The 25,730-nt window shown below is 70.9% G+C and carries 26 protein-coding genes; 15 read left to right on the top strand and 11 right to left on the bottom strand.

Annotated features, from left to right (window positions below; translation table 11 throughout):
• Positions 1 to 183: 183 nt before the first annotated feature.
• The 3 genes from ACWD3H_RS30270 to ACWD3H_RS30260 are packed head-to-tail and all read right to left on the bottom strand — an operon-like array spanning position 184 to position 3,315.
• Entirely contained in the window at positions 184 to 1,161 is a 978-nt protein-coding gene (locus ACWD3H_RS30270) for an ABC transporter permease (protein WP_451957416.1), read from the bottom strand.
• The gene (locus ACWD3H_RS30265; RefSeq protein ID WP_355562250.1) at positions 1,148 to 2,167 is read right to left on the bottom strand and encodes an ABC transporter ATP-binding protein; all 1,020 of its coding nucleotides are present in this window, start codon (positions 2,165 to 2,167) and stop codon (positions 1,148 to 1,150) included. Before ACWD3H_RS30265 ends, ACWD3H_RS30270 begins: the two co-directional genes overlap by 14 nt.
• Positions 2,168 to 2,172: 5 nt before the next feature.
• A complete protein-coding gene (locus tag ACWD3H_RS30260) occupies positions 2,173 to 3,315 on the bottom strand; it encodes a LolA family protein (protein ID WP_451957415.1) in 1,143 nt (380 codons plus the stop codon).
• 193 nt (positions 3,316 to 3,508) lie between these two features.
• Between ACWD3H_RS30260 and ACWD3H_RS30255 the strand changes: the two genes are divergently transcribed.
• From ACWD3H_RS30255 to ACWD3H_RS30245, 3 genes are all read left to right on the top strand, one after another.
• The gene (locus tag ACWD3H_RS30255) at positions 3,509 to 4,183 is read left to right on the top strand and encodes a response regulator transcription factor (RefSeq protein WP_326640903.1); all 675 of its coding nucleotides are present in this window, start codon (positions 3,509 to 3,511) and stop codon (positions 4,181 to 4,183) included.
• Position 4,184: 1 nt separating this feature from the next.
• A complete protein-coding gene (locus ACWD3H_RS30250) occupies positions 4,185 to 5,621 on the top strand; it encodes an ATP-binding protein (protein ID WP_451957414.1) in 1,437 nt (478 codons plus the stop codon).
• Positions 5,622 to 5,762: 141 nt separating this feature from the next.
• Positions 5,763 to 7,181 (top strand): pyridoxal phosphate-dependent decarboxylase family protein, encoded by a 1,419-nt coding sequence (locus ACWD3H_RS30245; RefSeq protein WP_350963427.1) that lies wholly within the window; start codon positions 5,763 to 5,765, stop codon positions 7,179 to 7,181.
• Positions 7,182 to 7,190: 9 nt separating this feature from the next.
• On the opposite strand, the gene folP is transcribed toward ACWD3H_RS30245, so the two are convergent.
• Both folP and ACWD3H_RS30235 read right to left on the bottom strand, forming a co-directional pair.
• Positions 7,191 to 8,024, bottom strand: a complete 834-nt coding sequence (gene folP / locus ACWD3H_RS30240; protein WP_350920427.1) for a dihydropteroate synthase — start codon at positions 8,022 to 8,024, stop codon at positions 7,191 to 7,193.
• Between the two features lie 97 nt (positions 8,025 to 8,121).
• On the bottom strand, positions 8,122 to 8,991 hold the full coding sequence (locus ACWD3H_RS30235; RefSeq protein WP_030909189.1) for a LysR family transcriptional regulator: 870 nt from the start codon (positions 8,989 to 8,991) through the stop codon (positions 8,122 to 8,124).
• Positions 8,992 to 9,731: 740 nt separating this feature from the next.
• Here ACWD3H_RS30235 and ACWD3H_RS30230 point away from each other — a divergent pair.
• The gene (locus tag ACWD3H_RS30230) at positions 9,732 to 11,405 is read left to right on the top strand and encodes an LCP family protein (RefSeq protein WP_355562267.1); all 1,674 of its coding nucleotides are present in this window, start codon (positions 9,732 to 9,734) and stop codon (positions 11,403 to 11,405) included.
• A gap of 99 nt (positions 11,406 to 11,504) precedes the next feature.
• Here ACWD3H_RS30230 and ACWD3H_RS30225 read toward each other — a convergent pair whose 3' ends face one another.
• Complete coding sequence (locus ACWD3H_RS30225; RefSeq protein WP_451957413.1) at positions 11,505 to 13,559, bottom strand: spermidine synthase; 2,055 nt, start codon at positions 13,557 to 13,559, stop codon at positions 11,505 to 11,507.
• 170 nt (positions 13,560 to 13,729) lie between these two features.
• On the opposite strand from ACWD3H_RS30225, the gene ACWD3H_RS30220 reads away from it, so the two are divergent.
• From ACWD3H_RS30220 to ACWD3H_RS30200, 5 genes are all read left to right on the top strand, one after another.
• Entirely contained in the window at positions 13,730 to 15,088 is a 1,359-nt protein-coding gene (locus ACWD3H_RS30220; RefSeq protein ID WP_451957412.1) for a S8 family peptidase, read from the top strand.
• A gap of 4 nt (positions 15,089 to 15,092) precedes the next feature.
• Complete coding sequence (locus ACWD3H_RS30215; RefSeq protein ID WP_451957411.1) at positions 15,093 to 15,362, top strand: hypothetical protein; 270 nt, start codon at positions 15,093 to 15,095, stop codon at positions 15,360 to 15,362.
• 61 nt (positions 15,363 to 15,423) lie between these two features.
• Positions 15,424 to 15,915: a nitroreductase family deazaflavin-dependent oxidoreductase gene (locus tag ACWD3H_RS30210; RefSeq protein WP_350920438.1), complete on the top strand. Its 492-nt coding sequence runs from the start codon at positions 15,424 to 15,426 to the stop codon at positions 15,913 to 15,915.
• 81 nt (positions 15,916 to 15,996) lie between these two features.
• Entirely contained in the window at positions 15,997 to 16,230 is a 234-nt protein-coding gene (locus ACWD3H_RS30205; protein WP_350920441.1) for a hypothetical protein, read from the top strand.
• A 200-nt stretch (positions 16,231 to 16,430) separates the two neighbouring features.
• Complete coding sequence (locus ACWD3H_RS30200; RefSeq protein WP_451957410.1) at positions 16,431 to 16,607, top strand: hypothetical protein; 177 nt, start codon at positions 16,431 to 16,433, stop codon at positions 16,605 to 16,607.
• Positions 16,608 to 16,682: 75 nt separating this feature from the next.
• On the opposite strand, the gene ACWD3H_RS30195 is transcribed toward ACWD3H_RS30200, so the two are convergent.
• Together ACWD3H_RS30195 and ACWD3H_RS30190 are read right to left on the bottom strand one after the other, a co-directional pair.
• Entirely contained in the window at positions 16,683 to 17,426 is a 744-nt protein-coding gene (locus ACWD3H_RS30195) for an ABC transporter permease (RefSeq protein ID WP_355632405.1), read from the bottom strand.
• Positions 17,423 to 18,352, bottom strand: a complete 930-nt coding sequence (locus ACWD3H_RS30190; protein WP_451957409.1) for an ABC transporter ATP-binding protein — start codon at positions 18,350 to 18,352, stop codon at positions 17,423 to 17,425. Before ACWD3H_RS30190 ends, ACWD3H_RS30195 begins: the two co-directional genes overlap by 4 nt.
• Before the next feature lie 76 nt (positions 18,353 to 18,428).
• On the opposite strand from ACWD3H_RS30190, the gene ACWD3H_RS30185 reads away from it, so the two are divergent.
• Entirely contained in the window at positions 18,429 to 19,079 is a 651-nt protein-coding gene (locus tag ACWD3H_RS30185) for a TetR/AcrR family transcriptional regulator (protein ID WP_355562289.1), read from the top strand.
• Positions 19,080 to 19,180: 101 nt separating this feature from the next.
• Positions 19,181 to 20,167: an ion transporter gene (locus ACWD3H_RS30180; protein ID WP_451957408.1), complete on the top strand. Its 987-nt coding sequence runs from the start codon at positions 19,181 to 19,183 to the stop codon at positions 20,165 to 20,167.
• 11 nt (positions 20,168 to 20,178) lie between these two features.
• Here the strand turns inward: ACWD3H_RS30180 and rpsD are convergent, their stop codons facing one another.
• Entirely contained in the window at positions 20,179 to 20,793 is a 615-nt protein-coding gene (gene rpsD / locus ACWD3H_RS30175; protein ID WP_350920454.1) for a 30S ribosomal protein S4, read from the bottom strand.
• Positions 20,794 to 20,881: 88 nt separating this feature from the next.
• Between rpsD and ACWD3H_RS30170 the strand changes: the two genes are divergently transcribed.
• Positions 20,882 to 21,607: a DUF2470 domain-containing protein gene (locus tag ACWD3H_RS30170; protein ID WP_451957407.1), complete on the top strand. Its 726-nt coding sequence runs from the start codon at positions 20,882 to 20,884 to the stop codon at positions 21,605 to 21,607.
• Between the two features lie 224 nt (positions 21,608 to 21,831).
• On the opposite strand, the gene ACWD3H_RS30165 is transcribed toward ACWD3H_RS30170, so the two are convergent.
• Positions 21,832 to 22,410, bottom strand: a complete 579-nt coding sequence (locus tag ACWD3H_RS30165; RefSeq protein WP_451957406.1) for a ClpP family protease — start codon at positions 22,408 to 22,410, stop codon at positions 21,832 to 21,834.
• A gap of 483 nt (positions 22,411 to 22,893) precedes the next feature.
• Here ACWD3H_RS30165 and ACWD3H_RS30160 point away from each other — a divergent pair, with 483 nt between their 5' ends.
• Positions 22,894 to 23,088, top strand: coding sequence for a CsbD family protein (locus tag ACWD3H_RS30160; protein ID WP_451957405.1), 195 nt, complete (start codon positions 22,894 to 22,896; stop codon positions 23,086 to 23,088).
• Between the two features lie 86 nt (positions 23,089 to 23,174).
• On the opposite strand, the gene ACWD3H_RS30155 is transcribed toward ACWD3H_RS30160, so the two are convergent.
• Positions 23,175 to 23,450, bottom strand: a complete 276-nt coding sequence (locus ACWD3H_RS30155) for a hypothetical protein (RefSeq protein ID WP_451957404.1) — start codon at positions 23,448 to 23,450, stop codon at positions 23,175 to 23,177.
• Between the two features lie 30 nt (positions 23,451 to 23,480).
• On the opposite strand from ACWD3H_RS30155, the gene ACWD3H_RS30150 reads away from it, so the two are divergent.
• On the top strand, positions 23,481 to 23,624 hold the full coding sequence (locus ACWD3H_RS30150; RefSeq protein WP_451957403.1) for a hypothetical protein: 144 nt from the start codon (positions 23,481 to 23,483) through the stop codon (positions 23,622 to 23,624).
• 316 nt (positions 23,625 to 23,940) lie between these two features.
• The gene (locus tag ACWD3H_RS30145) at positions 23,941 to 25,500 is read left to right on the top strand and encodes a S1 family peptidase (RefSeq protein WP_451957402.1); all 1,560 of its coding nucleotides are present in this window, start codon (positions 23,941 to 23,943) and stop codon (positions 25,498 to 25,500) included.
• Positions 25,501 to 25,730: the final 230 nt, after the last annotated feature.

Below are 25,730 nucleotides of genomic sequence, written 5' to 3'. Positions count from 1 at the left end.
GCAGCTCTCCGGGGCCGTCTCGTGTTCTCCGGCGGAACGGGCGAGTCGAGTACGCCACCGTACTCCACTCGCACCCGAGCGACCTGCGCTACCGCGAGCTCGCCCCGGTCTGGCATGAAAGCCTGTGGCGGGCGGGCGTGGCCGCGACGTGGCCTCCGGGAGCGTGCCCGGCTGCGCCTGAGCTCAGGCGGTGATGTCCTTGCCGGTGAAGCGTGCCCAGGCGATGGAGCAGAAGACCGCGGCGTAGGCGGCGAAGACCAGCAGGCCCTGCCCCATGTCTCCGGTGGCCACCGGGTCCCGCAGAACGCCGTCGAAGCCGCTCCACCACTCGGTGAGCAGGTACGGCTGGAGCGCGGACAGCTGCGGAACGGCTCGCAGGACCTGGGCCACGATGACGATGACCACTGTCGAGGCGATGGCTCCGACGGACACCTCGGTCAGGGTCGACAGGGCCAGTGCGATGGCGGCCAGGGCCGCCATGCCGGCGGTGACGTACAGCACGACGACGCCGATCCGCAGCACCCCGTCGAGGAACGGGATCGTCCCTCCCGACAGCAGCGTGATCGGGCCCGCCGGGAACAGCACCAGGCCGACCAGGAGCGCGGACAGCGCCACCGCGGTGACGGCGGCCAGGCAGAAGAGGACCACGGTGGCGTACTTGACCGCCAGCAGGCGGGTCCGGCCCGCCGGGGCCGCGAGCAGGTAGCGCAACGTGCCGATGCCCGCCTCCCCCGCGATCGAGTCCCCCGCGACGATCGCGACGGAGACCGGCAGCATCAGCTGCACCAGCAGCGAGAGCGCGGCGAAGGTGAGGAACAACCCGTTCCCGGTGATCTGCTCGAAGATCGCCGGAGCACCGGTCCCGTCCCCGCCGGTCCCGGCGAACATCCGCAGCGCGATGCCGATCAGCATCGGGATCACGGTGAGCACCCCGAGCATGGCGAGGTTTCTGGGCCGCCGGAACGTCAGGCCGACCTCCGAGCCGAGCAGCCGCAGCCACGCCCTGGGGGCGCTCACCGCCCGCGGCGGGGGAATCGGGCGCCCACCGGCGACCTGACCCGCCGTCATGACCGGGTCCCTCCCCTGGGGCGGGTCCTGGTCAGGGGTGGCGCGTGTGACGTTCTCGGTGGACACGGCTTCCTTTCCGCTAACCGTCGACATCGAATCCCTCCCCGGTCAGGCCCATGAACACGTCCTCAAGAGTGGGGCGCTGGACGGCCAGGCCGCGGACGGCGACGCCACCGGTGACCAGCGCGGCGCATACCTGTTCCGGCAGGCCGGCTCCCAGTGCCGCGCTGACGTCGCCGTCACCGAGACGGATCTCCGGCAGGCCGAGTCCGGCGAGCACCGCCGCCGCCGCCTCGACGTCGGGGGTCTCCACCCGGATCCTGACCGTCTCCGATGCCCGCAGGTCGGCGATGGGTCCCTGCGCGACCAGCCGTCCGGCCCGCATGACCGCGACGTGGGAGCACATCTGCTCCACCTCCGCCAGCAGGTGGGAGGAGACGAAGACGGTGGTCCCCTCGGCGGCGATCTCCTTGACCAGGCCGCGCACCTCACGGGTGCCCTGCGGGTCCAGCCCGTTGGTCGGCTCGTCGAGGATCAGCAACTCCCTGGGGCCGAGCAGGGCGGCGGCGATGGCCAGCCGCTGGCGCATGCCGAGCGAGTAGGCCCGGTAGCGCTTGCCCGCCGCGGCGGCCAGGCCCACCCGTTCCAGCGCGAGTCCGATCCTGGCCGAGACGGTGCGCGGGTCGGCCGACGGGTCGGCGGCGTCATAGCGGCGCAGGTTCGCCTCGCCCGACAGGTAGGGGTAGAAGGCCGGCCCTTCGACCAGCGCTCCCACCCTCGACAGCACGCCGCCCACCCCGCCGGGCATCGGCGTGCCGAGCAGCCGCCACTCGCCCGCCGTCGGCGCCACCAGGCCGAGCAGCATGCGGATGGTGGTGGTCTTGCCCGAGCCGTTGGGGCCCAGGAAGCCGAACACCGACCCGCTGGGCACGGCGAGGTCGAGGGCGTCCACGGCCACCTGCCCGCTCCCGAACCGCTTGGTCAGCCCGCTGGTGACGATGGAGAGCTCCGCGCCGGGCGCCTCTCTCCGGGCACCGCCCCCCGGATCCCCGACACGGGATCCGGGGACGTCCACCGCGAGCCCGGCGTCTGTCGGCATCCGGCTCATTTCCGACCGGCCGCCTCGGACAGTTTCTCCGGGGTGACGGCGCCGACCAGCAGGCGGCCGTCGTCGGTCAGCAGCGCGGAGACCAGCTTGGTCTGGATGACCTTGCCGCTGCCCCAGGTCCCGCTGATCGGCTTGGCCGACTTCAGCAGGGCGTCGCCGATCGCGCCGACGCCCGCTCCCGCGGATTCCTCGCCCTGGCCCGATCCCTGGCCGGTGAGTTCCTGCTCGGAGACGGGGATCACCGCGACCGTGGTCCAGCCGTCGCCGACGGCGCTGATCTCGCCCCTGAGCTTCTCCGCGTCCTCGAGGTTCTTGTCCTGCTCCGGCCGCCGCTCCTTGAGGATCTCGGCGATCGACGTCTCCTCGACCTTGGCGCCCGCGGGCGGGGTGAAGGTGAAGTTCTCCGCGGCGGGCGGGGAGAAGGTGACCGAGGTGAAACCGACCTCGAAGGCGGGCTCGGCCGCGCTCCTGGCGTAGACCTGCACCCGCAGCGGGACCAGGGTCTCCCCGTCCAGCGCCAGCTTGACCTCCTTGACCAGGGACGAGGTGTCCTTGGGCGCGAACGCGAGCTGGTAGGCCGCACGGTCGGCGACCTTCTCGGTGTTGCTCACGCTGACCACCGTGTCGGCGCCGACCCGCTGCAGCAACTGCTGGGCGAGCTGCTGCGGCGTGGTCGCCGTGGGCAGTGCCTCGTGGGCGCGGGCCGCTTCCTCGCCCTGTTCCCCGCTCCCGGCCTTGACCCGGGTGGCCTTGTTCTCGTCGCTCTGCCACAGCCAGATCTGGTCGCCGTTGGTGATCAGGTCGGTCTCGCTCATCCGGCCGGGAAGGGCGAAGCGGACCTTGTCCGCCCCTCCGTACCAGACCTTGAGCTCGTGCGAGCCCGAGAGCAGGGCGATGGGCGAGGACCCGCCCATGCCCGGCACCTCCGGCAGTCCCGGCAGCCCGAGTGAGGCGGTCTGCATGACGGTGCCCGACATGGGTTTCAACCCGGCCCGGCCGGCCTGGGCCGCGCTCGCGAGCAGCTGCTCGGCGGTACGCTCGGGCAGGACGGGATCCCCCTGGACGGCGGCGATGACCGGCCCGGCTCCGATGGCTCCGGCGATCACCGCGACCGCGGCGGCCGGCACGGCCCACCTCACTGCGCGTCCACGTCTCGCTCGTTCTGACATCTCATTCCTCCACGCTATGCCGTCAGTGCCTGTGAACAGCAGCCTGCGGGACGGCTCCTGTGCCGAGGCTGAGACAGACTGAGAGGGCTCACAGGATTCTCAGCCACCTCTCAGGCCGGGTGGTCGAGGATGGGAACGTCCAAGGTGAGAGAAGAGGTGGATCATGCGGGTTCTCGTCGTGGAGGACGAGCGGCGGATGGCCGCGGCCCTGCGGCGGGGGTTGCAGGCCGAGGGGTTCGTGGTCGACCTCGCGCACGATGGGGAGGACGGCCTCCACCAGGCCAGGCACGGCGAGTACGACGTGATGGTGCTGGACATCATGTTGCCCAGGATCTCCGGCTACAACGTCTGCAAGCAGCTGCGGGCGGAGGAGAACTGGGTGCCGATCCTGATGCTGTCGGCCAAGGACGGCGAGTACGACATGGCCGACGGGCTCGACCTCGGCGCCGACGACTACCTGACCAAGCCGTTCTCGTACGTGGTGCTGGTGGCCAGGCTGAGGGCGCTGCTGCGGCGCGGCGCGCACCGGCGCCCGTCCGTGCTGAGGGCCGGGGACCTGGCACTGGATCCGGCGCGGCGGCGCGTCACCAGGGGCGAGACGCCGGTGGAGCTGACGCCCAGGGAGTTCGCGCTGCTGGAGTTCCTGATCCGCCACCACGACGAGGTGGTCTCCAAGACGGAGATCCTGGAGCACGTCTGGGACACCTTCGACACCGACCCCAACGTGGTCGAGGTCTACGTCGGCTATCTGCGGCGCAAGATCGACGTGCCGTTCTCCAGGAACGCGCTGCAGACGGTGCGGGGAGCGGGATACCGGCTGGCCGGCGATGGTGGCTGAGATGGCGGCTGCTCCCGCGCCCCGGCCCCGCCAGGCTCCTCCGGCCGCCCCGCCCCCGGCGACCGGCGCGACACCGGGGGGAAGGCGTCGCGCGGTCGGCCTGTGGCGGCGCCGGAGCCTGCGCTTCCGGCTGACCGCGGTCGCCTCGGCCGTGCTGGCGGTGGCACTCGTGGTCTCGGCGTACGTGATGATCGGCGTGCTCCGCAACGCGCTGCTGAGCACCATCGACGACTCGATCTACCAGCGGGCCAGGGAGACGGTCTCGCTGGCCGACGCCGAGCGGCTGCCCAACGAGGTGACCTCGCCGGACGGCACGCTCCTGCAGGTGATCGACGGCGCGGGGCGGATCACCCACACCACCGCCGGCACCGACCGGCTGGTGCCGCTGCTGAACGCCGCCGACCGGGCCGAGGCGATCGGCGCGGCCGAGGCGCGCTTCCTGGACGGGAAGCCGTACGGCATCCCGCACGTGCTGCGAGTCCGGGTGCTCAGCGCCGACGGGGGAAGGACGGTGATCGCGGCGCGCCCCTTCAGCGAGGTGCAGACCAGCATCTCCACGGCCGGGCACGTGCTGCTCGTCGGCACGCCGCTGCTGCTGATCCTGCTCGCCGGGGTCAGCTGGGTGATCATCGGCGGGACCCTGCGGCCGATCACGGCACTGCGCCGGGGCGCGGAGGAGATCACCGACACCGCTCGCTCCCATCGCCTGCCGGTGCCCGAGGCGCGCGACGAGGTGCACAGCCTGGCCACGACGCTGAACGCGATGCTGGCCCGGCTGGAGAAGGCGGACATCCGGCAGCGGGCCCTGGTCTCGGACGCGGCGCACGAGCTGCGCAGCCCGCTGGCGAGCATCCGGCTCCAGCTGGAGGTGGCGCTCGGCCATCCCGGAGGGCAGGACTGGCAGGAGACGGCCGAGGGCGTGCTGGAGGACACCATGCGCCTGTCCCGGCTGGCCGAGGACCTGCTCGCGCTGGCCCGCCTGGACGAGCGCGGCGGCACACCGGCGCGCAGGGAGCCGGTGGAACTGGACCAGCTGGTCCAGCAGACCGTCGAGCGGTACGGCCAGGCCGTCACTGCGAAGATCGCCGACGGCCCGATGGTGACGACGGGGGACGCGCTGGATCTGGGACGGGTGCTGGTCAACCTGGTCGACAACGCGCTGCGGCACACCCGCACCGTTGTGCTGGTCGAGTTGCGGGACGAGGGAGCCGACGCCGTGCTGACCGTCACCGACGACGGGCCCGGCATTCCCGAGCCCGACCGGGAGCGGGTGTTCGACCGGTTCACCCGGCTGGACAGCGCGCGCAGCCGCGACGAGGGCGGGGCCGGTCTTGGCCTGGCGATCGTGCGCGAGACGGTGCACGCCCACGGCGGCGCGGTCCACCTGAAGGACGCCTCACCCGGTCTCCGGGCGGTCGTACGGCTTCCCCTGTCCTGAGCGGGGCCTGTCAACCGTCTCCTTGCCACCGGATTCCCCGGCGCCACGATCCGTATGATCCTGGGGTACTCCCCTGCGGCCTCTGCGGGCCGCGTCCCTTCCGGCACGCGAGCCGTGCGAGCCGTCCCCCCGAGGAGACCGATGAGCCTGCCTGACAAGGGCCGCAGCACCGAGGAACTGCTCGCCGAGATCACCCGCCTCAAGCGGGACGACCTGCCGGTGCGCGGCGGCAAGGTGACCGCGTACGTCTACGACACCGGGCGCCCCGAGGTGCACGAGGCCGCCGCCAGGGCCTACTTCGAGATGCTTGAGGTCAACACCCTCGACCCGACGGCGTTCCCCAGCGTCGTGGAGATGGAGAAGCAGGTCGTCGGCGCGGTCGCCGAGCTGCTCGGCGGAGGGTGGGGCATCTTCACCAGCGGCGGCACCGAGTCGATCATGCTGGCGGTGAAGGCGGCCCGGGACTCCGGGAAGACCGAGGGCCGCCCCCGGATGGCGGTCCCGGTGACCGCGCACCCGGCCTTCCACAAGGCCGCGCACTACCTGGGGGTCGTGGTGGACCCGGTGCCGGTGGACCCGGTGACCTTCCGGGCCTCCCCCGCGGCCGTCGAGGCCGCGATCAGCGAGGACACCGTCCTGGTGGTCGCCTCGGCTCCGTCCTACCCCCAGGGCGTGATCGATCCGATCTCCGAGATAGCCGCGATCGCCGCCGCGCGCGGCGTGCCGTGTCACGTGGACGCCTGCGTGGGCGGGTGGCTGCTGCCGTGGCTGCGCGAGGCCGGGGCGAGTGTTCCGCCCTTCGACCTGTCGGTTCCCGGGGTCACGTCCCTCTCGTGCGACCTGCACAAGTTCGGCTACTCCCCCAAGGGTGCGTCGGTCGTGCTGTTCGCCGACCCGGCGCTGCGGCGCCGGGCGTACTTCGCCTCGGCGTCGTGGCCCGGCTACACGGTGATCAACGCCACGGTGCAGAGCTCGAAGTCCGCCGGCCCGCTGGGCGGCGCGTGGGCCACCTTCCAGGCCCTGGGCAGGGAGGGCTACCTGGAACTCGGCCGCACCACCCTGGCGGCGGCCCGCATGCTCCGCGAGGGCATCGCGAAGATCCCGGGGCTGCGGGTGCTCGGCGACCCCGAGTCCGCGCTGGTCGCCTTCGGCTCGGACGAGGTGGACGTGTTCGTACTGTCCGACGAGGCCAGGAAGCGGGGGTGGTTCCTGCAGCCGCAGCTGTCGTACGCGGGTATCCCGGCCAACATCCACATCACGGTGACCGGGGTGACCCTGCGGGGTGTCGAGGCGATGCTGGAGGTGATCGCGGAGGCGGCGGAGGCGGCCCGCGGGCGCGGCCCCGCGCGGTTGCCCGAGGGGCTGGTGGAACTGATCGCGGAACTGGACCTGGACACGCTGGACGACGAGACCTTCGGCGAGCTGGCGGCCTCGGTCGGGGTGGATCTGGGCGGTTCCGGCCAGCCGGAGATGGCCGTGGTCAACGCCGTCCTGGACGCCCTTCCCGCCGACCGCCGGGAGGCGATCCTGATCCGCTTCCTGTCGGTCATCTACTCCTGACGCGCCGCGTCATCGCCGGAGCCTGGCGACGGTCGCCAGGGCGGCGCGGGCGGACGCGGCGTCGTGGACCCGGAACACCCGGGCGCCCTGCCAGGCGGAGACCGCCAGCGTGGCCATGGTTCCCGCGTGGCGCTCGTCCACCGGGAGCCCGCCGAGGGTCTCACCGACGAAGTCCTTGTTGGAGACCGCGACGAGCACCGGCCAGCCGGTGCCGACCATCTCGTCCAGGCGGCGGCTGATCTCCAGGGAGTGCCAGGTGTTCTTGCCGAAGTCGTGCGCCGGGTCGATGAGGATCGACTCCCTGGACACTCCCGCGGCGACGGCGCGTTCGGCGAGGTCGACGGTGTAGCCGATGACGTCGGCGACCACGTCGGCGTAGGCGATGCGGTGCGGGCGGGTGCGGGGGGCGACCCGTCCAGCGTGCGCGCAGACCAGGCCGATGCCGTGCTTGGCCGCGACGGATGCCAGGTTGGGGTCGACCCCGCCCCAGGTGTCGTTGAGCAGGTCGGCGCCCGCCTCCGCGACGACCTCGCCGACCTCCGCACGCCAGGTGTCGACGCTGATGATGAGCCGGGGGTGGCGCCGCCTGACCTCGGCGACCAGGTCGGCCACCCTGCGGATCTCCTCCGCGGGGTCGACCTCGTCACCGGGACCCGCCTTGACGCCGCCGATGTCGACGATGTCCGCGCCTCCGGCGACGGCACCGTCCACCGCCTCCAGGGCCGCCGCGAAACCGTAGGTCCTTCCCCGGTCGAAGAAGGAGTCGGGGGTGCGGTTGACCACCGCCATGATCGCGAACTCACCGGGCCGGAACTCACGGCCTCGCAGGTGCAGAGTAGTCATCGAGACCGAGCCTATAGCCCGGTGTCGGAGAGGACGGCGCTCCCACCTGCGCCGCCTCTGGGGGAAACCTGGGGAAAACTGACGAGCCTCGGGGCTCCTACGCGGCCGACCCACTTTCGGCCACGGACAGGAACTCCTGGGCGATGGCGGGCAGCCGCCGCCGCGCGTGAACGATGGCGATCACCCGGCGGACCGAGGGATCGAGGGTGCGGACCACGAGTCCGGCGCGGGCGGCCTGCTCGGCCATCCCCCGGTACCAGAGCATCGAGGCCGTACCCGAACGGACGGTGCTCAGCCAGTTGCCGCGCTCGTCGAGCTGCGTCGCCACCACGGGGGCCACACCGTGCTTGGCGAAGAGCGCGTCGAACTCCCTGCGCCGGGAGCTGCCGGGAACCGGCAGTACCAGGCGCATGCCGTTGAGTCTCCTCACCGGCACCGGGTCGGGCAGGTCCACGCCGGGCGGGGAGATCAGCACGATCTCCTGGCGCTCCAGCGGGTGGCTGACCAGATCGGTGGGGACGGGCAGGTCCGTCAGGCCGAGGTCGGCCCGCTGGTCCCTGATGGCGCTCACCACGCCGTCCCGCCCGTCACAGCGGACAATCTGAATGCGTACCCCGGGATGTTCCGCGGTGTACGCGGGGAGAAGGCGTCCGGCCAGCCCTGGTTCGAGGCTGGGTATCGAGGCGATGCGGAGCTCCGCCTCGGAGGTGTGGCCGTGCGTGGACAGTGCCTCGATCTCGCGAACGGCATCGAGTGCCTCCCTGGCCAGCTTGACCACCCGGCGCCCCTGTGCCGTGACGACCACGCCACGTCCGGAACGCGCGAACAATGTCATCCCGAGCTCTCGTTCCAGATCCCTGATCGCACGGGAGAGCGCGGGTTGTGCGATGTACAGCGATCTGGCCGCGTCGGTCATGGTGCGATGCTCCGCCGTCGCGACCACATAGCGGAGCTGCTGCAGATTCATGACTTGAAGCTAGGTCACGAGCCCCGGATCGGTCCGGCACATCGCGGAGATCACCTCGGCTGATTTCGGAATGTAATCGAACGCAGCGACATCCGTGACGGATGATAAATCAGTATGCTTACGCCCCAAATTTGGCAAAGGTCCGGACCTGTAGCGCAGACCGGGGGCTCGGGTTCGCGGGGAGACAACTTGGCAGCCAACGAACGACACCCTCCACCGCGGGGACAGACCACATCCGGCACCACCCGTAAGAGCGACTCAGGGCCGCCCTCGGCCTGCACCGCACCGGCCGGGGAAACCCCGCCCCCGCCTCGCGGCACCCCCGTGACCAGGGGTTTCCGGTTAGCGACGACCGGTGTCCGTACCGGCCGCGAGAAGAACGGGGCATGGCGGTGCGACATCCGGCCGGCACCGACCCCGTACTGGCGTCATAGGTTAAGAGACCATTTACCGTAGATTGGTCATCTGTCTGTCATGTCCAGGTATGGGGACTAGAATCCTGGCAAATTCCGTTCAATCGGGGAGCCTTGGCTGTTTTGCCAGGTGGACCGGGGCAAAACGTAGTAGGAAGCGGTGTGACGATGCACCTTGGGCAAGACTCGGGGGATCTCGCCGGCGAAAGCGGGAAACGGCGCCCCCGGCGCCGCGGGAGCCGCGGCGGGGGCTCCGGTGCGAGCCACGGCGGCGCGCAGGGTCCGGCCGAAACGCAGCCCCCCCCTCCCGCGCCTCAGGTCCACAACGTGTCCGACGGCGCCCAGGGTGCCCCCGGCGGGCGGGGGACGCTCCCCCCGCAGGCTCAGCCCGGCACGCGGGGTCTCTCCGACGGACAGGAGACGCTTCCTCCACAGGGCACGCGCGACGGGCAGGGGACACCCCTCTCGCACGCCGGGGCGGGTCCGGGGCCCGCCGGACCGTCCCGCCCGGCCGGGGGACGGCCCCGCTTCGCCAGGCCGCTGACGGTCGGCGCGCTCATCGGCTGGACCGCGCTGTCGGTGATCCTCCCCGGCGCGGCGCACCTGCGATCGGGACGCCGCCGCGTCGGATACATTCTGCTAACGATCTTCGGCGCGTTACTGCTCGCCGTCCTGGTCGGCGCGCTCATCCTCAGCGGCGAAGGGAACGCGGGCTTCGTCGCCCGGGACAGCACGCTGATGACCGGGGCGGCCCTGGCCATCGCCGGCGCGATCGCCTGGTTCCTGCTGGTGCTCTTCTCCTACATCTCCCTGGGACCGCAAAGGCTCAGCGGCAGGGGACAGATCGTGTCGGGCATCGCGGTGGGCGTGCTGTGCGTGTCGGTGATGGCGCCGTTCGCGCTGACCGCGAGCACCGTGCTGACCCTCAAGGAGGCGGCCAACAGCATCTTCGAGAGCAACGCGGGCAATCCCAGCGCCGCCCCCGTCAAGCACGAGGATCCGTGGGGCGGGCGCGATCGGGTGAACTTCCTGCTCATCGGCGGCGACGGGGCCGGGAACCGGGAAGGCGTGCGGACCGACAGCATGAACGTGGCCAGCGTGCACGTCGCGACCGGCAACACCGCCATGTTCAGCCTTCCCCGTAACCTCCAGCACGTCCGCTTCACACCGGGCACCGCGCTCGCCAAGCAGTTCCCCAACGGCTTCATGCGCGAGTTGCCCAACGGCGGCCTGCTCAACGAGGTCTGGCAGTACGCCGAGGACCACCCCGAGGTCATGCCCGGCAAGAAGACGGGGCAGCGAGGCCCCGCGGCGCTCATGGACGCCATCGGCTACACGCTCAACCTGAAGATCGACCACTACGCCCTGGTGAACATGTACGGCTTCGCCCACCTGGTCGACGCCATCGGCGGCCTGAAGATCAAGGTGGAGCGCGACGTCCCGTGGGGCGGCCTCTACGGCACCGCCGGGACCATCAAGGCCGGATACCAGAAGCTCACCGGCGAGGAGGCGCTCTGGTACGGGCGTTCCCGCGTCGGCAGTGACGACTTCTCCCGGATGGCCCGCCAGCGCTGCGTCATCGGCGCCTTCGCCCAGCAGGCCACCCCCTCGGTGGTGCTCACCAACTTCGCCAAGATCGCAAATGTGGCCAAGAAGTCCGCCAAGACCGACATTCCCCGCGAGTTGCTTGAGCACATCACCGAACTGGGGCTGAAGGTCAAGGACGCCAGGATCGTCAGCCTCCAGTTCGTACCGCCGGAGTTCTACACCGGCTCGCCGGACTGGCAGAAGATCCGTGCCGCGACCGCCAGGACGCTGCGCCAGTCGGTGCGGCCCGCCCGCCGCCCCCAGGCCGCGGGGGTGACCGCCTCCCCCGGCGCGAGCGGCGCGACGCCCGCCGCCACGCCCAAGCCCTCCAGGAGCACGGCGGTCCAGCCGAGCCAGACCCCCACCCAGAACGGCAAGTCCGCCCAGTCCCTGGACGAGGCCTGCGGGTTCTGACCGCAGATCACCCCGCGCGGTACGGCCGGTCCTCCCCGGGGAGGGCCGGCCGTACTTCTCTGTCGAACCGGCGCCCGCCGGGACCGTCGCGTCCCCGGCTCAGCCGGTCCCGACGGTCCTGGCGCTCCTGGGCAGCAGGGCGAAGGCGCCGAGATAGATCAGGCCCGCCACGATCAGCAGTGCCTGGTAGCCGATGACCAGCGCCAGATACTCCAGGCAGCCGCCGACCATCGCGCCCAGCAGGTTGGCGCCGAAGGACACGGTGGCGTCGGCGGAGTCGGCGAAGCGCTTGGCGAACACCACGTTGGCCGCGAAGATCGGCAGGAACGCCACGACCACGGCGACCACCGCGCGCAGCGGCAGCGGCAGGCCCAGCAGCCAGGAGTTGGGCACCAGCCAGGCCAGGACCAGCCCGGCGAGCAGCACGCCGTACATCACGGGTAGAGACGGCACCCGGAAGCGGCGGGTCACCTCCACCGCGGCGAGCACGGCGACCAGCACCCCGCCGAACACGATCGCGTTCACCACCCAGGTGGTGCCGAACAGCAGCGCGAACCCGGTGACGCTCTTGGTCTCCAGCAGCAGGAACGCCACGCCGAGCAGGAAGAGGTCGGCGTACGGGCGCATCCGGCGGTACGGGCCGGCGACGGCGCGGACGGCGAGCAGGCTGACGAGGAGGATCAGCCCGAGGGTGATGATGTAGATCTGCGGGATCGTCTGGTCCTTCAGGTAGAGGAAGGGCCGGTCGTCACCGGTCGGCGGCGGGGTGTCGGCGGTCGCCCCCGCCCACTCGGAGCCGCACCGCTGCGCCTCGGTGGTGAGACCCGCGGTGATCACCGCCTGCTGGCCGGTCTCGCTGACGATGTCGACGCAGGGCTTGTGGCCGAAGGCGGCCTGCATGGTGGAGCCGAGGCGGTCCACCAGCCAGGTCTCGCGGTAGTAGTTGTACATCGAGAAGGCGCCGCCGGGCTTGAGGTGGTCCCTGGCGGCCTCCATCGCCTGCTGGGTGAACAGGTAGCTCTCCAGCCGCAGCGAACTCGCCCCGGAGACCAGGGTGAGCGAGTCGGGCAGCGCGAAGAGGATCAGGTCGTACTTGCCGGAGGTCCTCTCCAGGAAGGCGCGGCCGTCGGTGACGTGAGTGGTGACCCGGGGGTCGTCGTAGGGCCTGTCCGGGTGGTAGGAGCGCCCGAGTTCGAGCAGCTTGGGGTCGATCTCCACGGCGTCCACGTGCTTGGCGCCCTTGGACAGCGCGATCGACACGTCGGTGCCGCTGCCCGCGCCCACGATCAGCACGTCGTCCAGCTTGCCGGAGGCCGCCCGCTCGTACGGCAGGGCGTACTGGCGCTCCCACTCCAGGCGGCTCTTGGCCGGGGTGGCCTGCTGGTGCGGGATGCCGTTGACCTTGATGTCCATCAGCGGCACGTCGTTCCAGTGGCCGCGCACGTAGGTCACCTTGTAGTAGGGCGACCACAGCGCCCCGGCCGTCAGCGTCTCCATCGCGAGGGCGCCGACGATGACCAGCGACGGGACCAGCAGCGCCACGCGGGCCCAGACCCTGCGGGGCCAGAGCAGCACCGCGTAGGCGATCGCGGCGATCGTGCCCCACACCACCGGGGGCGCGCTGAGGAACGACAGCGCGGTGAACAGCCCGATGCCGCTGAGGCTGCCGATCAGGTCGTAGCGGTAGGCCTCCAGCCGTTCGAGTTCGGGGAAGCACCGCCCGACCAGCTCGGCCGGGCCCATCAGCACGATCGCCGCCGCGGCGAAGATCACCGGCAGGATCAGCCAGGCGGGCGGCCCGCTCTCGCTCAGGCTCGTCCAGTACAGGACGCCCTCGGTCTGGCGGTCCACGGTCACCGGGAAGAACAGCACGACCAGGACCAGGACCGCCAGCACGATCGGCGAGTAGTAGGGCTGCCGGGTGCTGCGCCCCACCCGCAGGAAGCCGAGCCCGATGCCGAGGAAGGATCCCAGCAGGACGAAGTTGGTGAAGTAACTGAGGTGAACGATGTTCGACCCGGTCCACCGGATCAGGGCCAGTTCCAGGAAGAGCATGAAACCACTGGCCACGATCAGCCTGGGACGGGTGCCCAGCCAGTGCGTGTGCCGGACATCGGAATGGGAGGTTGGCGTCGTCTCCGCCGCTGCGGTCATGCCGCCCAACGCTAGTGACCGGTACTCGCTCAGGGAAGGAAATCCACGCCCACCATTTGCACCGATTGGACACTTGAAACCTGATAGGGGACGGTTTCAACGGCTGGACGCGCTCGAGGTGAATGCAGGAATGTGGTGAAGTCCGATCCCCCCGAGTACCGGTGGTGCACATGCGAGTCCTGCTCCAGCTCCGCCCCTCTCCCGACGTCGTCGCGGCCGTGGCCGACCCCTCGGTGAGCACGGCGGCGGCCGACGTCGCCGACCCGCTGCCCGGGGTCGTCGTGGACCCCTCCTTCTCGCCCGTCGTCGTACCCCGCCCGGTGCCCGGCGCCGGAGGCGACCCGCTCTCGCTCAACCAGCCGCTGACGTTCTCCTTCGCCGCCGACGAGGCCTCCGTCCTGGTCCGCGGGGAGATCTCCGACGACGAGACATCCACCCGGATCACCCTGCTGCCCACGCTCCGCCCCGACGTCGTGGGGGTCTTCGCCGACCCGGTGATCGAGCGGGGCCTCACCTGCGGCGGCACGCCCCCGGTGGGCGACTGGCGTGACGTGGAGCGACTGCTCCACGTCACCGAGCTGGCCGGTGACGGCCTCGACGGCTCGGGCGTCGCGCTCGCGGTGCTCGACACCGGAATCAACTCCGCGCACGTCGCCCGGCACCTCGGCCGCGATGTCACCGTCGACGAGCGGCGCAGCTGGAAACCGTCGGGGGTGCAGGGCAGGGCGGGTGAGTTCCCCGTCGACCACGGCACGATGTGCGCCTTCGACGCGCTCATCGCCGCCCCGAGGGCGTCACTGATCGACATGCCGGTGCTGCTCTCCCGGCGCCCCGGCGGCTCGGCCCTGGACGGCCTGCTGTCGGACGCGGTGGCGGCCTTCGCCCACCTGCGCACCGTCCTGGAAGCCCAGCCCGCCGCTTCGCGGTCCCTGGTCGTCAGCAACAGCTGGGGCTCCTTCTCTCCCAGCTGGGACTTCCCCGTCGGCCACCCCGGCAACTACTCCGACAACCCGGCCCACCCGTTCAACCTGATCGTCTCCAGCCTGGAGCGGGCGGGCGCCGACGTGCTGTTCGCCGCGGGAAACTGCGGGCGCGACTGCCCCGACGGCCGGTGCGCGTACCCGGACCGGCCGATCACCGGCGCCAACTCCCACCCGCGCGTCCTGTCGATCGGCGGCGTCGACACCCGTGGCGAGCGGGTCGGCTACTCCTCTCAGGGGCCGGGCCGTCTCGTCGCCCGTAAGCCGGACCTGTGCGCCTACACCCACTTCTCCGGCTCCCGGGCCTTCGGCGACGACGAGGCGGACTCGGGCACCTCGGCCGCGTGCCCCGTCACCGCCGGCCTGGTCGCGGCCGTGCGCACCCGGTGGTCCTCCTCCCGCCTGTCCCCCGCCCAGCTGCGCACCCTGCTCCGGCGTACCGCCGACGACCGGAGCGACATCGGCTTCGACCACGACCACGGCTACGGAGTCGTCGACGCCGCCGGGATCCTCGCCTCGCTGCGCCGCCGCGCCGAACGCGTGCCGTGAGGTCATGCTCCTGATGACCGTACGGCTCCCGCCCGACGCGACGCTCGCGCGGGCCGAGCGGCACCTGAGGCCGCCGGAGAAGGAGAACCCGAGAATCGAGCCGTACGGCCCCCGGCCGGCCTTTCGCCCGGGGGCCGCCGCACAGGCGGCCGAGCCACGCCTGACTCGTCAGGACCCCGGCGCCCCGCGCGGCGAGCCCCGATCCATGAAGAAGTCGTGGACGCCGGGCTCGGGCGTCCTGGTGCCGGACGCCCGCGCCCCGGGGTTGACCTAGCGCTTGCTACGTCTTACGGTGGGGCGCACGCCGGATCGGGGCGAGAGATTGCGAGATCGCTGTGGGTCGACGCCTCATCGGGATGCTCAGGCCGTTCGTCCAGTGGCTGTCGGCGACCGACGCCTTCGCCAGGATCGCCCCCGGGATCGTGCCCAGGATGGACCGGGCCGCGCACCGCCTGACCCGGGGCAGGGTCGTGCTGAGCGACCAGATGCTGCCCACCCTCATCCTCACCACGACCGGCAGCAAAAGCGGCGAGCCCCGCGTCGCGCCGGTCTCCTGCCTGCCCGAGGACGACGGCGGCTTCCTGCTGGTCGGCTCCAACTTCGGCCGCCCCAACCACCCCGCCTGGAGCGGCAACCTCATCGCGACCCCGGAGGCCACGGTGAGCTTCCGGGGCCGGGTGTCACCGGTCACCGGTCGCCTGCTGACCGGCGACGAACGGGCCGACGCCTGGGCACGGCTGGTCGGGGCCTGGCCGGTCTACGACCGCTACACCGAGCGGGCGGCCGACCGCGAACTGCGCGTCTTCCGCCTCTCTCCTCGACTCTGACCGGCCACGCCCACGGCGCCGTCGACACTCCCGGGATCCTCGCCTCGTTGCGCCGCCGCGCCGAACGCGTACCGTGAGGTCATGCTCCTGATCACCGTACGGCTCCCGCCCGACGCGACGCTCGCGCAGGCCATGCGGCATCTGGGACTGCCCAAGGAGGAGGTCGACACCGGCTACGGCCTGGTGCTCATCGACCCCGATCAGGGCCTGTACGGGCTGCGGGTGACCGAGGCCGCGGCCCGCCGTGTCGACCCCGCGGCGGGCGAGGGCCCCTACGCCGACCCGAGGATCGAGCCGTACGGCCCCCCGGCCTGAGGTCCCCGGAGGTCGTCGTGCGTCAGAGCCGACCGGGGTCGCGGCGCGCGCCGCCGGACCGGCTCGGCCACCTTGGGATCATGTCCGTAGTCAGGCATCGGCCGCCCCTTTGACGTCGCGGGCACGGTAGGTGTCCTCGATGGCCAGGCCACTCTCCAGGCCCCAGCTGACGATCCGCGCCGGGTACAGCCCAGGTCACGTTGACCGACGAGGGCACGCGGCTCGCCGTCGAGGCGCACCGCGACGTGACCGTGCGGCTGGACGCCCTGGCGGGTGAACTGCCGGACGCCGACAGGGATCGGCTGGCGTCGGTCATCGCGCGGCTTCTCAGCCGGCACGGCGCGCTGACGGGACACCCCCGCGACCTGGCCCGCTGAACGCGCACCGGCAGGCCGGGTTCGTGGCGGAGGACCGAAAGGCGCGGTCGACGCGGCATCCGGCGGCCTCGACGGTCAGGCGTTCTCGCGGTTGAAGACGCGGGTGCCCACCGAGACACAGACCACGGAGAGGACCGCGGTCACGGCGACGCCCACGACCACGGTCATCGTCGCGTAGTGGCCGACGAACAGCTCACGTATGGCCTCCAGCACGTAGCGGAACGGTGTGAGGCGTGACAGCGCGTCCAGCCAGCCGGGCGCCATCGACATCGGCAGGAACGCACCGGACAGCAGGACCAGCGGGACCACCGCCGTGCTCATGACCGGCGCGAACGCGTCGGGGTCCATGACGAGCGCGATCGCGTTGGAGAGCGCGGCCAGGCTGACCCCGAGCAGCGTCATCAGGGCGAGCGCGAGCAGCACGCCGGGGAGCGCCGCGCGCAGGCCGAAGGCGTAACCCACCGCGATCAGCATGATCGACTGGATCAGCAGGGTGAGCGAGCTGGCCAGCACCCGGCCGAGCAGCAGCGAGACGCGGTGTGCCGGGGTGACCCGCAGCCGGTCCAGCACACCGGCCCCGGCGTCGAAGACGATGCCGAAGCCGGACAGACCCGCGCTGAACAGCCCGACCTGGACCAGCAGGCCGGGGATCAGCGTCTCCCAGGTACCGATCGTGGCGAACAGCGGGCCGAACAACACCAGATAGAGCAGAGGCTGCAGTACCCCGAAGACGATCCCCGCCTTCTGCCGCAAGGCTATCCGGACGTTGTGCCGGAAGATCAGCCAGGTGTCGCGGACGACGCCCATCGAGCCGTTCACCGCCCCTCACCCGCCGCGCGGGCCTCTCGCCGCCCGCCTGCCGTTCCACCGGTGAGCGCCTGGCCGTCGGCCGTTCCATCGGCGGCGCGGACCTTGAAGGCCGTCGCGCCTCCCTCACGGGAACCACCGGGCACCTCGCCGGGCGCGTGAAGCTCGCCTTCCTCCTGGGAGGCGCCGGGCGGCTCACCACCTGGCGGATCGTCTCTCAGGGAGCGGCCGGTGATGGACAGGAAGACGTCGTCGAGGGTGCCGGTGCCGCCCTTGAGCTCGGCCGGGGTACCCTCGGCGACGATCACGCCGTGGTCGATGATGAACAGGCGGTCGGCGAGCGTGTCCGCCTCTTCGAGATAGTGCGTGGTCAGGAAGACCGTGAGGCCGGCACCGTCGCGCAGGTCCCTGATCTGGTCCCAGAGGCCGGCCCGGCTCTGCGGGTCCAGGCCCGTGGTGGGCTCGTCGAGGAAGAGCAGTGACGGGTTGTGGACCAGCCCGAACGCGAGGTCGAACCGGCGGCGCTGGCCGCCGGAGAGAGCCCCGCCCGGCCGCTCCCGCAACGCGGTCAGCCCGAGTCGGCCGAGCACCTCGGCGACCCGCTCCCGCGCCTCGGCCGGGCGCATGCCGTAGAGCATCGCGTGGAGTTCCAACTCCTCCCCCACCGGGTTCGCCGGGGCGATCCCGCCGCTCTGGGACACGTAGCCGATGCTCCGCCGCACGCCCTTCGGGTCGGTGATCAGGTCGTGCCCGGCGACCGTGGCACTGCCCCCGGTGGGACGGAGCAGTGTGGTCAGCATGCGCATCGTGGTCGTCTTTCCCGCGCCGTTGGGACCGAGGAACCCGACGATCTCCCCGGCCTCCACCGCCAGGTCGACGCCCCGAACGGCCTCGACACCGCCGGGGAAGGTCTTGCTCAGAGCTGATGTCTTGATCATTTGATCGCCTCCATTCGTAAAGTAACACCAAATTTGGGGTCACTGCAAAATTTGTCCGACCCCATAGAATGACCTCATGAGTGAGGGCCTGCGTGAGCGCAAGAAGCGGGAGACCAGGGAGCGCATCTCCGACGTCGCCACCGGGCTGTTCATGATGCGAGGCTTCGACAACGTGACGGTGGCCGAGGTCGCCAGGGCCGCCGACGTGTCGGTCAACACGGTCTTCAACTACTTCGGCACCAAGGAGGACCTGCTCTTCGACCGGCGGCAGGAGGTGGAGGACCTGCCGAGCAGGGTGGTGCGGGAGCGCGGGCCGGGAGAGAGCGCGCTGGAGGCACTGCGCCGTGACTTTCTCGACGCGCTCGACACACGGCACCATCGCTATGGCTTTCACGAGGGCAGTGACGCCTTCACCCGGATGGTCGCCGAGAGCCCTTCACTCAACGCCCGGATCAGAGAAATGAACGAGGCGCGCGAGCAGGCCCTGGCCAGAACGCTCGCCGACGAGGCCGACGCCGACCCCGACGACCTCACCCCCGCGTTCGCCGCCGCCCAGATCTGCGCGGTGCTGCGCGGACTGATGGTCCACGCCGTCCAGCGCATGCTCGCGGGCGAGACCCTCGACGCCATCGCCCCCGACCTGCGCCGGCAGGCCGAGTGCGCCTTCGAACTCCTGGAGTCGGGCATCGGCGGCTACTGCGTCAGGTCACCGAGCGCCCCGCACTGACCTGGCCCGACTCCCCTGGCGGAACCGGACCGCCGTCAACGCGTTACGATCTTGGCTTGTCCTCGGCCATCCGACCCATCCGACCCCCTCAGGAGCCACCCGTGCCGACGCGCGAGCGTCTCCGCGCCGTGCTGGAAACGTCCCGTTTCCAGCACTTCATCACCGCCGTCATCGTGATCAACGCGGCCACACTCGGGCTGGAGACCTCGGCCGAGGCCGTCAAACGGTACGGCACGGTGCTCACCGTGATCGACCATCTGGCGCTCTACATCTTCGTCGCCGAACTGGCCGTCAAGCTCTACGCCCAGGGCTGGCGGTTCTTCCGCAACCCGTGGAACCTGTTCGACGCCGCGATCGTGACGGCCTCGCTGCTGCCCACCGCGGGTGGGCTCTCGGTCCTGCGGGCGCTGCGGATCCTGCGGGCGCTACGGCTGATCTCCGTGGTGCCGAGCCTGCGCAAGGTGGTGACCGCACTGCTCACCGCGGTGCCGGGGATGACCTCGATCGTGCTGCTGCTGGGACTTGTGCTCTACGTCGCGGCGGTGATGGGCACGAAGCTCTACCACGCCACCGCTCCTGAGTATTTCGGCGACCTGCCCACCTCGCTGTTCACCCTGTTCCAGATGATGACCGGGGACGCCTGGTCCGACATCACCCGCGAGGTGATGGACGAGCACCCGGAGGCGTGGGTGTTCTTCGTGGCGTTCATGCTGGTGTGCACGTTCGTGGTGCTGAACCTGTTCATCGCGGTGGTGGTCAGCGCGATGGAGGAGGAGCACGCCGAGGAGTCCGTGCAGGCGACCGCGGAGCTGGGGAGAACGGTGCTCGCCGAGTTGGCCGCACTCCGGGCCGAGGTGCGGGAACTGCGGGACCGGGTCCCCGCGACGCGCGGCAGCGGTCCGGGTACGGCCGCGAACGGCGGGCCGGGGAACAACGGCGCGGGGAGCAACGGTACGGGGAACAACGGTACGGGGAACAACGGTACGGGAGGCAACGGCGCGGGAGGCAACGGCGCGGGAGGCAACGGGGCGGGAGGCAACGGCGCGAAAAAGCCCGCCACCCGGAAGGCGGCGGGCCGGCGCCGCTGACAGGCGTCAGGTCAGCGCGAGTAGAACTCCACCACGAGCTGTTCGTCCACCGGGACCACGACCTGCTCGCGCAGCGGGCGGCTCAGCAGGGTGAAGCGGAGCTCGGCGTGGTCGACGCCGAGATAGGCGGCGACCCTCTCGTCCGCGTACACGCCCTCGGAGGCGGCGACGAAGGGTTGCATCCGGCGTGACTTCTCGCGCACCGCGACGACCTGGCCCGGCCTGACCAGGTAGCTGGGAATGTCGACCTTGCGGCCGTCCACGGTGATGTGACCGTGGGCGACGTACTGGCGGGCCGCGTAGATGGACGGGGCGAGGCCGGAACGTAGCACCAGGGAGGCCAGGCGCGTCTCCAGCAGCACCACCAGCTCGGCGCCCGCACGGCCACCGCCGCGCAGCGCCAGGTCCCAGTAGCGACGCATCTGGCGCTCGGAGACGTCGTAGTACCAGCGCAGCTTCTGCTTCTCCATCAATCGCAGCCCGTAGTCACCGGTCTGCCGCCGGTTGGTCTTGCGACCGTGCTCACCCGGCGGGTAGGGGCGCTCCTCGAAGTATCGGACGGCCTTGCGGGTCAGCGGCACGCCCGCCCGGCGGGACAGGCGCACCTTCGGTCCGGTGTAGCGCACGCTCGCTCCTCTGTGGTTAGGTTTACCTTAGTTAGGCAAGGCTAATCTTATACAGCAGTTTCTCCCCGACCTCAAGGAGAGCCGGTCCATGCAGCCAGTCACCGCTCCGCCGATCCCCGAGCGGGTCCGCACCCTCGCCGCCGGCGCCACTCCCACCCACGTGTCCATCGCCGGAGGCAGCAGCCCCGCGATGCCCGCCAGAGGTGGTGTGGACGGCGCCGGCCGGCCGGTGCTGCTCGTCCTGCCGGGCGACCCGCTCTATGGCGCCCGGGACGAGCCCGTGGTGACGGTGGACCTGACGTCGAACCGCTCGCTGGGGGAGCACGAGCTCTCGCGCGGCCTGCTCAAGGTGCAGGGGTGGGCGCAGGCCGTGCCGGTGGCCGAGGTGCGGCGGACCGCTGTGGCGATCGCCGAGCGCTGCCCCGACGAGGCGCTGTTCGAGGTGCTGGAGGGGACGGACGGCCCCAGGCTGCTACGGGTCGACGTCGGCAGGGTGATCTATCTGACCGGCCCCGAGTCGGGTGTGCTGGACGCCGAGGAGTATCTCGGCGCCGCCCCCGACCCGCTGATGGGCGAGGCCGAGCGCATGCTCCACCACGTCAACGGCGCCCATCGCAGGCAACTGGAAGCCGCCCTGGGCTCCCTGCTCGCCGAGCCGGTGCCGGGGGCCTGGCTCTGGGAACTCGACCGCTTCGGGGCGACGGTCCGCTGCGGCGTCGAGGACCCGACCCTGATCCGGCTCCCCTGGCCCTCGCCCATGACCGACGCCGAGTCTCTCGAGCACGCCGTACGCTGCCTGCTCTGCCACCGCTGACGGAGCGGCCGAGTGCGTCCGGGCAGCGGCTGGAAAAGTCCGGCCGAACGGCCGGGGAAGAGCGGAGGAAGTGCCGGAGAACGACCGACGCCGCTTTACCCCGTGGCTCCGTTTCCGGCAGCGGCCGGAAACGGAGCCACGCTATTCCAGGCGAAACCGCGCCGAGAGCAGGGGCGCTCTCCGCGAAAACCATCCCGAGCGAAAATCGCCTCGGGAACGGAATATCAGTTCTCGGACACCACCTCGCTGGTGTTCCTGATGACCTGGTCGACGAAACCGTAGTCCCTGGCCTCGGTGGCGGTGAACCAGCGGTCGCGGTCCCAGTCCTCCTCGATCCGCTCCAGTGGCTGGCCGGTGTGGAAGGCGATCCGCTCGCGCATCATCTGCTTGGTGTAGAGCATCTGCTCGGCCTGGATGGCGATGTCGGCGGCCGTGCCGCCCAGGCCTCCCGAGGGCTGGTGCATGATCACTCTGGCGTGCGGCAGGACGTAACGCTTGCCGGGCGCACCCGAACAGAGCAGGAACTGCCCCATCGACCCGGCGATGCCCATGGCCACGGTGGCGACGTCGTTGGGGATGTACTGCATCACGTCGTAGATGGCCATGCCCGCCGACACCGAACCGCCGGGTGAGTTGATGTAGAGCCAGATGTCGCGCTGTTCGTCGTCGGCGGAGAGCAGGAGCAGCTCCCCGCAGATCCGGTTGGCGACCTCGTCGTTCACCTCGCTGCCGAGCACGACGATCCGCTTGCGCAGCAGCCGCTGGTACAACTGGTCTTCGGGGACGACCTGGGGACCGCTCATGTTCTCCACCTACTCCGAACCCGAGGTTTGCGAATAACGAATACCCGTGACCTTAGCCCCGCCCGGAAGCATGATTTCCGTTCGTTCGCTGTGAGCGCTTTCCGCTGAAAGCGGAGGATCGGTCATTTCGTTTTCACGCCGGAGACGACGGTTTCACTCGCGAGGCATGGGTGTTTCACCCTTGTCGCGCGACGCCCGAAGGCGGAAGAAACCTCCTGGTCCAGTGGTACGGCGGTGGGGGCGATCCCGCCACACGTGATGCCCACCACACCGTCTCCGCCCCTTCCGTCAGACCCGTGCCACGGCGTCCGGCGCGGTACGCCCTGGACCGGATTCCGATGGCCTGCCCGTGCCACAGAGGCGTTGCCACCGGCCGATCGGCGCCGAATCCGGCCGGGTCCGGGACCGGGCATGTTTACTCCCTCCCACAGCGGAGAAGGGGACTGCGTGGACCAAACTCCACAAAACGGGAGGAACTACACCATGGGTGCCGACGACAAGCTTTCCAACAAGGCGCAAGAGGCCAAGGGCAAGATCAAGGAAGGCGTGGGCCGCGCCACCGGCGACGAGCGCCTTGAGGCCAAGGGCAGGGGCGACCAGGCCGGAAGCCGCCTCAAGCAGGCCGGAGAGAAGGCGAAGGACAGCGCGAAGAAGGTCAAGGACGCCTTCAAGAGCTGACTCACGACCACCCTGCGGCGGGGGTCCCGGCCTTCCGGGACCCCCGTCGCCATGTCCGGGCTCGCCTCGAAGGGACGGACGGGGCCTCAGGAGGCGGGGCCGACCTCCGGCTCGGGGAACCCGGACCTGTCCCTGCCCTGCTCGGCCCGGCTCGCACCCTTTGAACCTTCCTCTCCCGGAATGCGGCGCACGTCGTCCGGGTCCGCCAGGAGCGGCCGCTCGGGGAAGGTGGTGTCCGCCCCCGACCGCTCCGCCACGATCCGGGTCTCGCCGTCGGCGCCTCGTGGACCGGCGGGAGGCAGGGGCTGTTCCGAGACGTCGCGCTCCACCGTGTTCTCGTTCACCTCAGGGTTGTCGGTCATGCCAAGCCTCTCCCCCGGCGGGGTCCGAATATGTCGCCGGACGGACATCAGGCCGGTATCACCTGGCTCACCGTCGTGATGGCCGTACTGGCCGTGACGGCGATCGTGGACATCGCCCTCGCGGTGCGCCGCCGGTCACGCACCGCCCCGAACACGACGACGGAAGCGGGCTGAGCCGCCGCGCACGATCCGGCGGCCCCACCCGCTCCCGGCCCGCGAGGCCGTGGTAACCCCATGTGCGGTGGCGGCATCGGCCGCGTCCCGGTGACGGCGGACGGCCGTCACCTCGGCGCAGCCGGCGATCAACCGGGCCACGAGCGGAACACGGCGGTGGACCTCAGCCGAAATCACCCTCCGCGTGGCGCGCGGCGTTGAGGCCTTGACCGGCAACGGCTGGATTAGCATGGCGTCGCCCACATCGCATGATCAACCTGCGATACGTGGTGTTCTCCCCCCTCACGCCCGGAAAGCCGAGGTCGAGGAGAGACCCATGTCCCGCAGACACGCCATCACCACGGGATGCGTCCTAGTGATCACCGCGCTCACTCTGGCGCCCGCCCCGGCCATCGCCCAGGGCCGGGCCGCGAACGCCCCCGCCGCCCCGGGCGCCTGGAAACCACCGGCGGGCATGATCGAGGCACTCCAGCGCGACCTGCACCTCACCAAGGAGCAGGCCCAGACCCGCCTGGTCAACGAGGCCCGCCTGGCGGCGGTCGAGGCGGACCTGCGCGGGAAACTCGGCGAGCGCTTCGCCGGTTCCTGGTTCGTCGGAACCGTCGCGCAGCGACTCGTGGTCGCCACCACCTCCGAGGCCGACATCCCCCAGATCGTCGCCACAGGCGCCCGGGCCGAGATCGTCACCCGCTCCCTGTCGGACCTGACCGCCATCAAGAACCAGGTGGACAGCACTCCGGCCGCCCACAAGGACGCCGGAGCCGTACGCTACATCGACGTGCGGACCAACAAGGTGGTCGTCCTCTCCAAGGATGTCGCGGTAGCCTCGAACGCCCTGGAGGCCTCCGGCGCGGACCCGGTCGCGGTGAAGGTCGAGCCCTCCGACGAGACCCCCAAACTCCTCGACGACCTCGTGGGCGGCAACGCCTACTACATCGGCACCACGGAGCGCTGCTCGATCGGCTTCCCGGTGACCCGCGGGACCCAGAACGGTTTCGTCAGCGCCGGTCACTGCGGCAAGAAGGGCGACACCACGAGCGGCTCCAACTGGAGCGCCCAAGGTGTCTTCCAGGGGTCGGTCTTTCCTGACAGCGACTACGCATGGGTCTCGGTGAACGCCAACTGGATCCCCAAACCCGCGGTCAACAACGGCGCCGGCGGCACCGTACCCGTCGCCGGCTCCAGGCCGGCCATCGAGGGCGCCTCGGTCTGCCGGTCCGGCTCCACCACCGGCTGGCACTGCGGCACCATCCAGCAACGCGACACCAGCGTCACCTACCCCCAGGGCACCGTCTACCAGTTGGCCCGCACCAGTGTCTGTGCCGAACCGGGCGACTCGGGCGGCTCGTTCATCTCGGTGGACCAGGCCCAGGGGGTCACCTCCGGCGGCTCCGGCGACTGCACCGCCGGGGGCGTCACCTACTTCCAGCCGGTCGCCGAGATCCTCACCGCCTACGGCCTGAACCTGACGACCGTGGGCGCGGGCACCCCGCCGACCACCACCCCTCCTGGCACCACCCCTCCTGGCACCACCCCGCCGAGCACCATCCCTCCGGGCGCATCCCCCTGCAGCGGCTACCCGAAGACCGCCACCGGCCAGCTGAACAACGGCCAGTCCGCCTACCAGCCGAACAACCTGTACTACCAGACGGTGGCCCCCGGCCAGCAGTCCGCCTGCCTGGACAGCGCTGACAATGTCGACTTCGACCTCTTCCTCCAGAAGTGGAGCGGCACGAGCTGGGTCACCGTCGCCACCTCCGACAGCCCCGGACCCGACGAGCAGATCAACTACACCGGCACGCGCGGCTACTACCGCTACCTCGTGACCTCCGCGAGCGGCTCCGGCTCCTACACCCTGAAGTACAAGACGTCCTAGGGTTCCCGGGTAGCGGACGATCCGGCCGTGGACGCCCCGTCGCGACGGGGCGTCCACCCGGCGCCCCGCTTCCCGAAAACCCCACCTCACAGGTGACCCGCGAAAGCGTTCCCCGAGGAAGAAACGATCGCCTGCCCCTGTGTCCGGCGACCGTCACCTCGGCGTAGCCGGCGACCAACCGGGCCGCGAGCGGAACACGGCGGCGGACCTCAGCCGAAATCACCCTCCGC

It is taken from the genome of Streptosporangium sp. NPDC002607 (assembly GCF_053592655.1).
Note: the sequence above shows the minus strand (reverse complement) of the source record. Positions and strands in the feature narration are given on the sequence as shown.

What these genes read in the sequence shown, in the direction of transcription:
- ACWD3H_RS30270 (WP_451957416.1), bottom strand. Translation starts at nt 1,161, where the DNA reads ATGTCGACGGTTAGCGGAAAGGAAGCCGTGTCCACCGAGAACGTCACA.
- ACWD3H_RS30265 (WP_355562250.1), bottom strand. Translation starts at nt 2,167, where the DNA reads ATGCCGACAGACGCCGGGCTCGCGGTGGACGTCCCCGGATCCCGTGTC.
- ACWD3H_RS30255 (WP_326640903.1), top strand. Translation starts at nt 3,509, where the DNA reads ATGCGGGTTCTCGTCGTGGAGGACGAGCGGCGGATGGCCGCGGCCCTG.
- ACWD3H_RS30250 (WP_451957414.1), top strand. Translation starts at nt 4,185, where the DNA reads ATGGCGGCTGCTCCCGCGCCCCGGCCCCGCCAGGCTCCTCCGGCCGCC.
- ACWD3H_RS30245 (WP_350963427.1), top strand. Translation starts at nt 5,763, where the DNA reads ATGAGCCTGCCTGACAAGGGCCGCAGCACCGAGGAACTGCTCGCCGAG.
- folP (WP_350920427.1), bottom strand. Translation starts at nt 8,024, where the DNA reads ATGACTACTCTGCACCTGCGAGGCCGTGAGTTCCGGCCCGGTGAGTTC.
- ACWD3H_RS30235 (WP_030909189.1), bottom strand. Translation starts at nt 8,991, where the DNA reads ATGAATCTGCAGCAGCTCCGCTATGTGGTCGCGACGGCGGAGCATCGC.
- ACWD3H_RS30225 (WP_451957413.1), bottom strand. Translation starts at nt 13,559, where the DNA reads ATGACCGCAGCGGCGGAGACGACGCCAACCTCCCATTCCGATGTCCGG.
- ACWD3H_RS30220 (WP_451957412.1), top strand. Translation starts at nt 13,730, where the DNA reads ATGCGAGTCCTGCTCCAGCTCCGCCCCTCTCCCGACGTCGTCGCGGCC.
- ACWD3H_RS30215 (WP_451957411.1), top strand. Translation starts at nt 15,093, where the DNA reads ATGCTCCTGATGACCGTACGGCTCCCGCCCGACGCGACGCTCGCGCGG.
- ACWD3H_RS30205 (WP_350920441.1), top strand. Translation starts at nt 15,997, where the DNA reads ATGCTCCTGATCACCGTACGGCTCCCGCCCGACGCGACGCTCGCGCAG.
- ACWD3H_RS30190 (WP_451957409.1), bottom strand. Translation starts at nt 18,352, where the DNA reads ATGATCAAGACATCAGCTCTGAGCAAGACCTTCCCCGGCGGTGTCGAG.
- ACWD3H_RS30185 (WP_355562289.1), top strand. Translation starts at nt 18,429, where the DNA reads ATGAGTGAGGGCCTGCGTGAGCGCAAGAAGCGGGAGACCAGGGAGCGC.
- ACWD3H_RS30170 (WP_451957407.1), top strand. Translation starts at nt 20,882, where the DNA reads ATGCAGCCAGTCACCGCTCCGCCGATCCCCGAGCGGGTCCGCACCCTC.
- ACWD3H_RS30165 (WP_451957406.1), bottom strand. Translation starts at nt 22,410, where the DNA reads ATGAGCGGTCCCCAGGTCGTCCCCGAAGACCAGTTGTACCAGCGGCTG.
- ACWD3H_RS30160 (WP_451957405.1), top strand. Translation starts at nt 22,894, where the DNA reads ATGGGTGCCGACGACAAGCTTTCCAACAAGGCGCAAGAGGCCAAGGGC.
- ACWD3H_RS30155 (WP_451957404.1), bottom strand. Translation starts at nt 23,450, where the DNA reads ATGACCGACAACCCTGAGGTGAACGAGAACACGGTGGAGCGCGACGTC.
- ACWD3H_RS30150 (WP_451957403.1), top strand. Translation starts at nt 23,481, where the DNA reads ATGTCGCCGGACGGACATCAGGCCGGTATCACCTGGCTCACCGTCGTG.
- ACWD3H_RS30145 (WP_451957402.1), top strand. Translation starts at nt 23,941, where the DNA reads ATGTCCCGCAGACACGCCATCACCACGGGATGCGTCCTAGTGATCACC.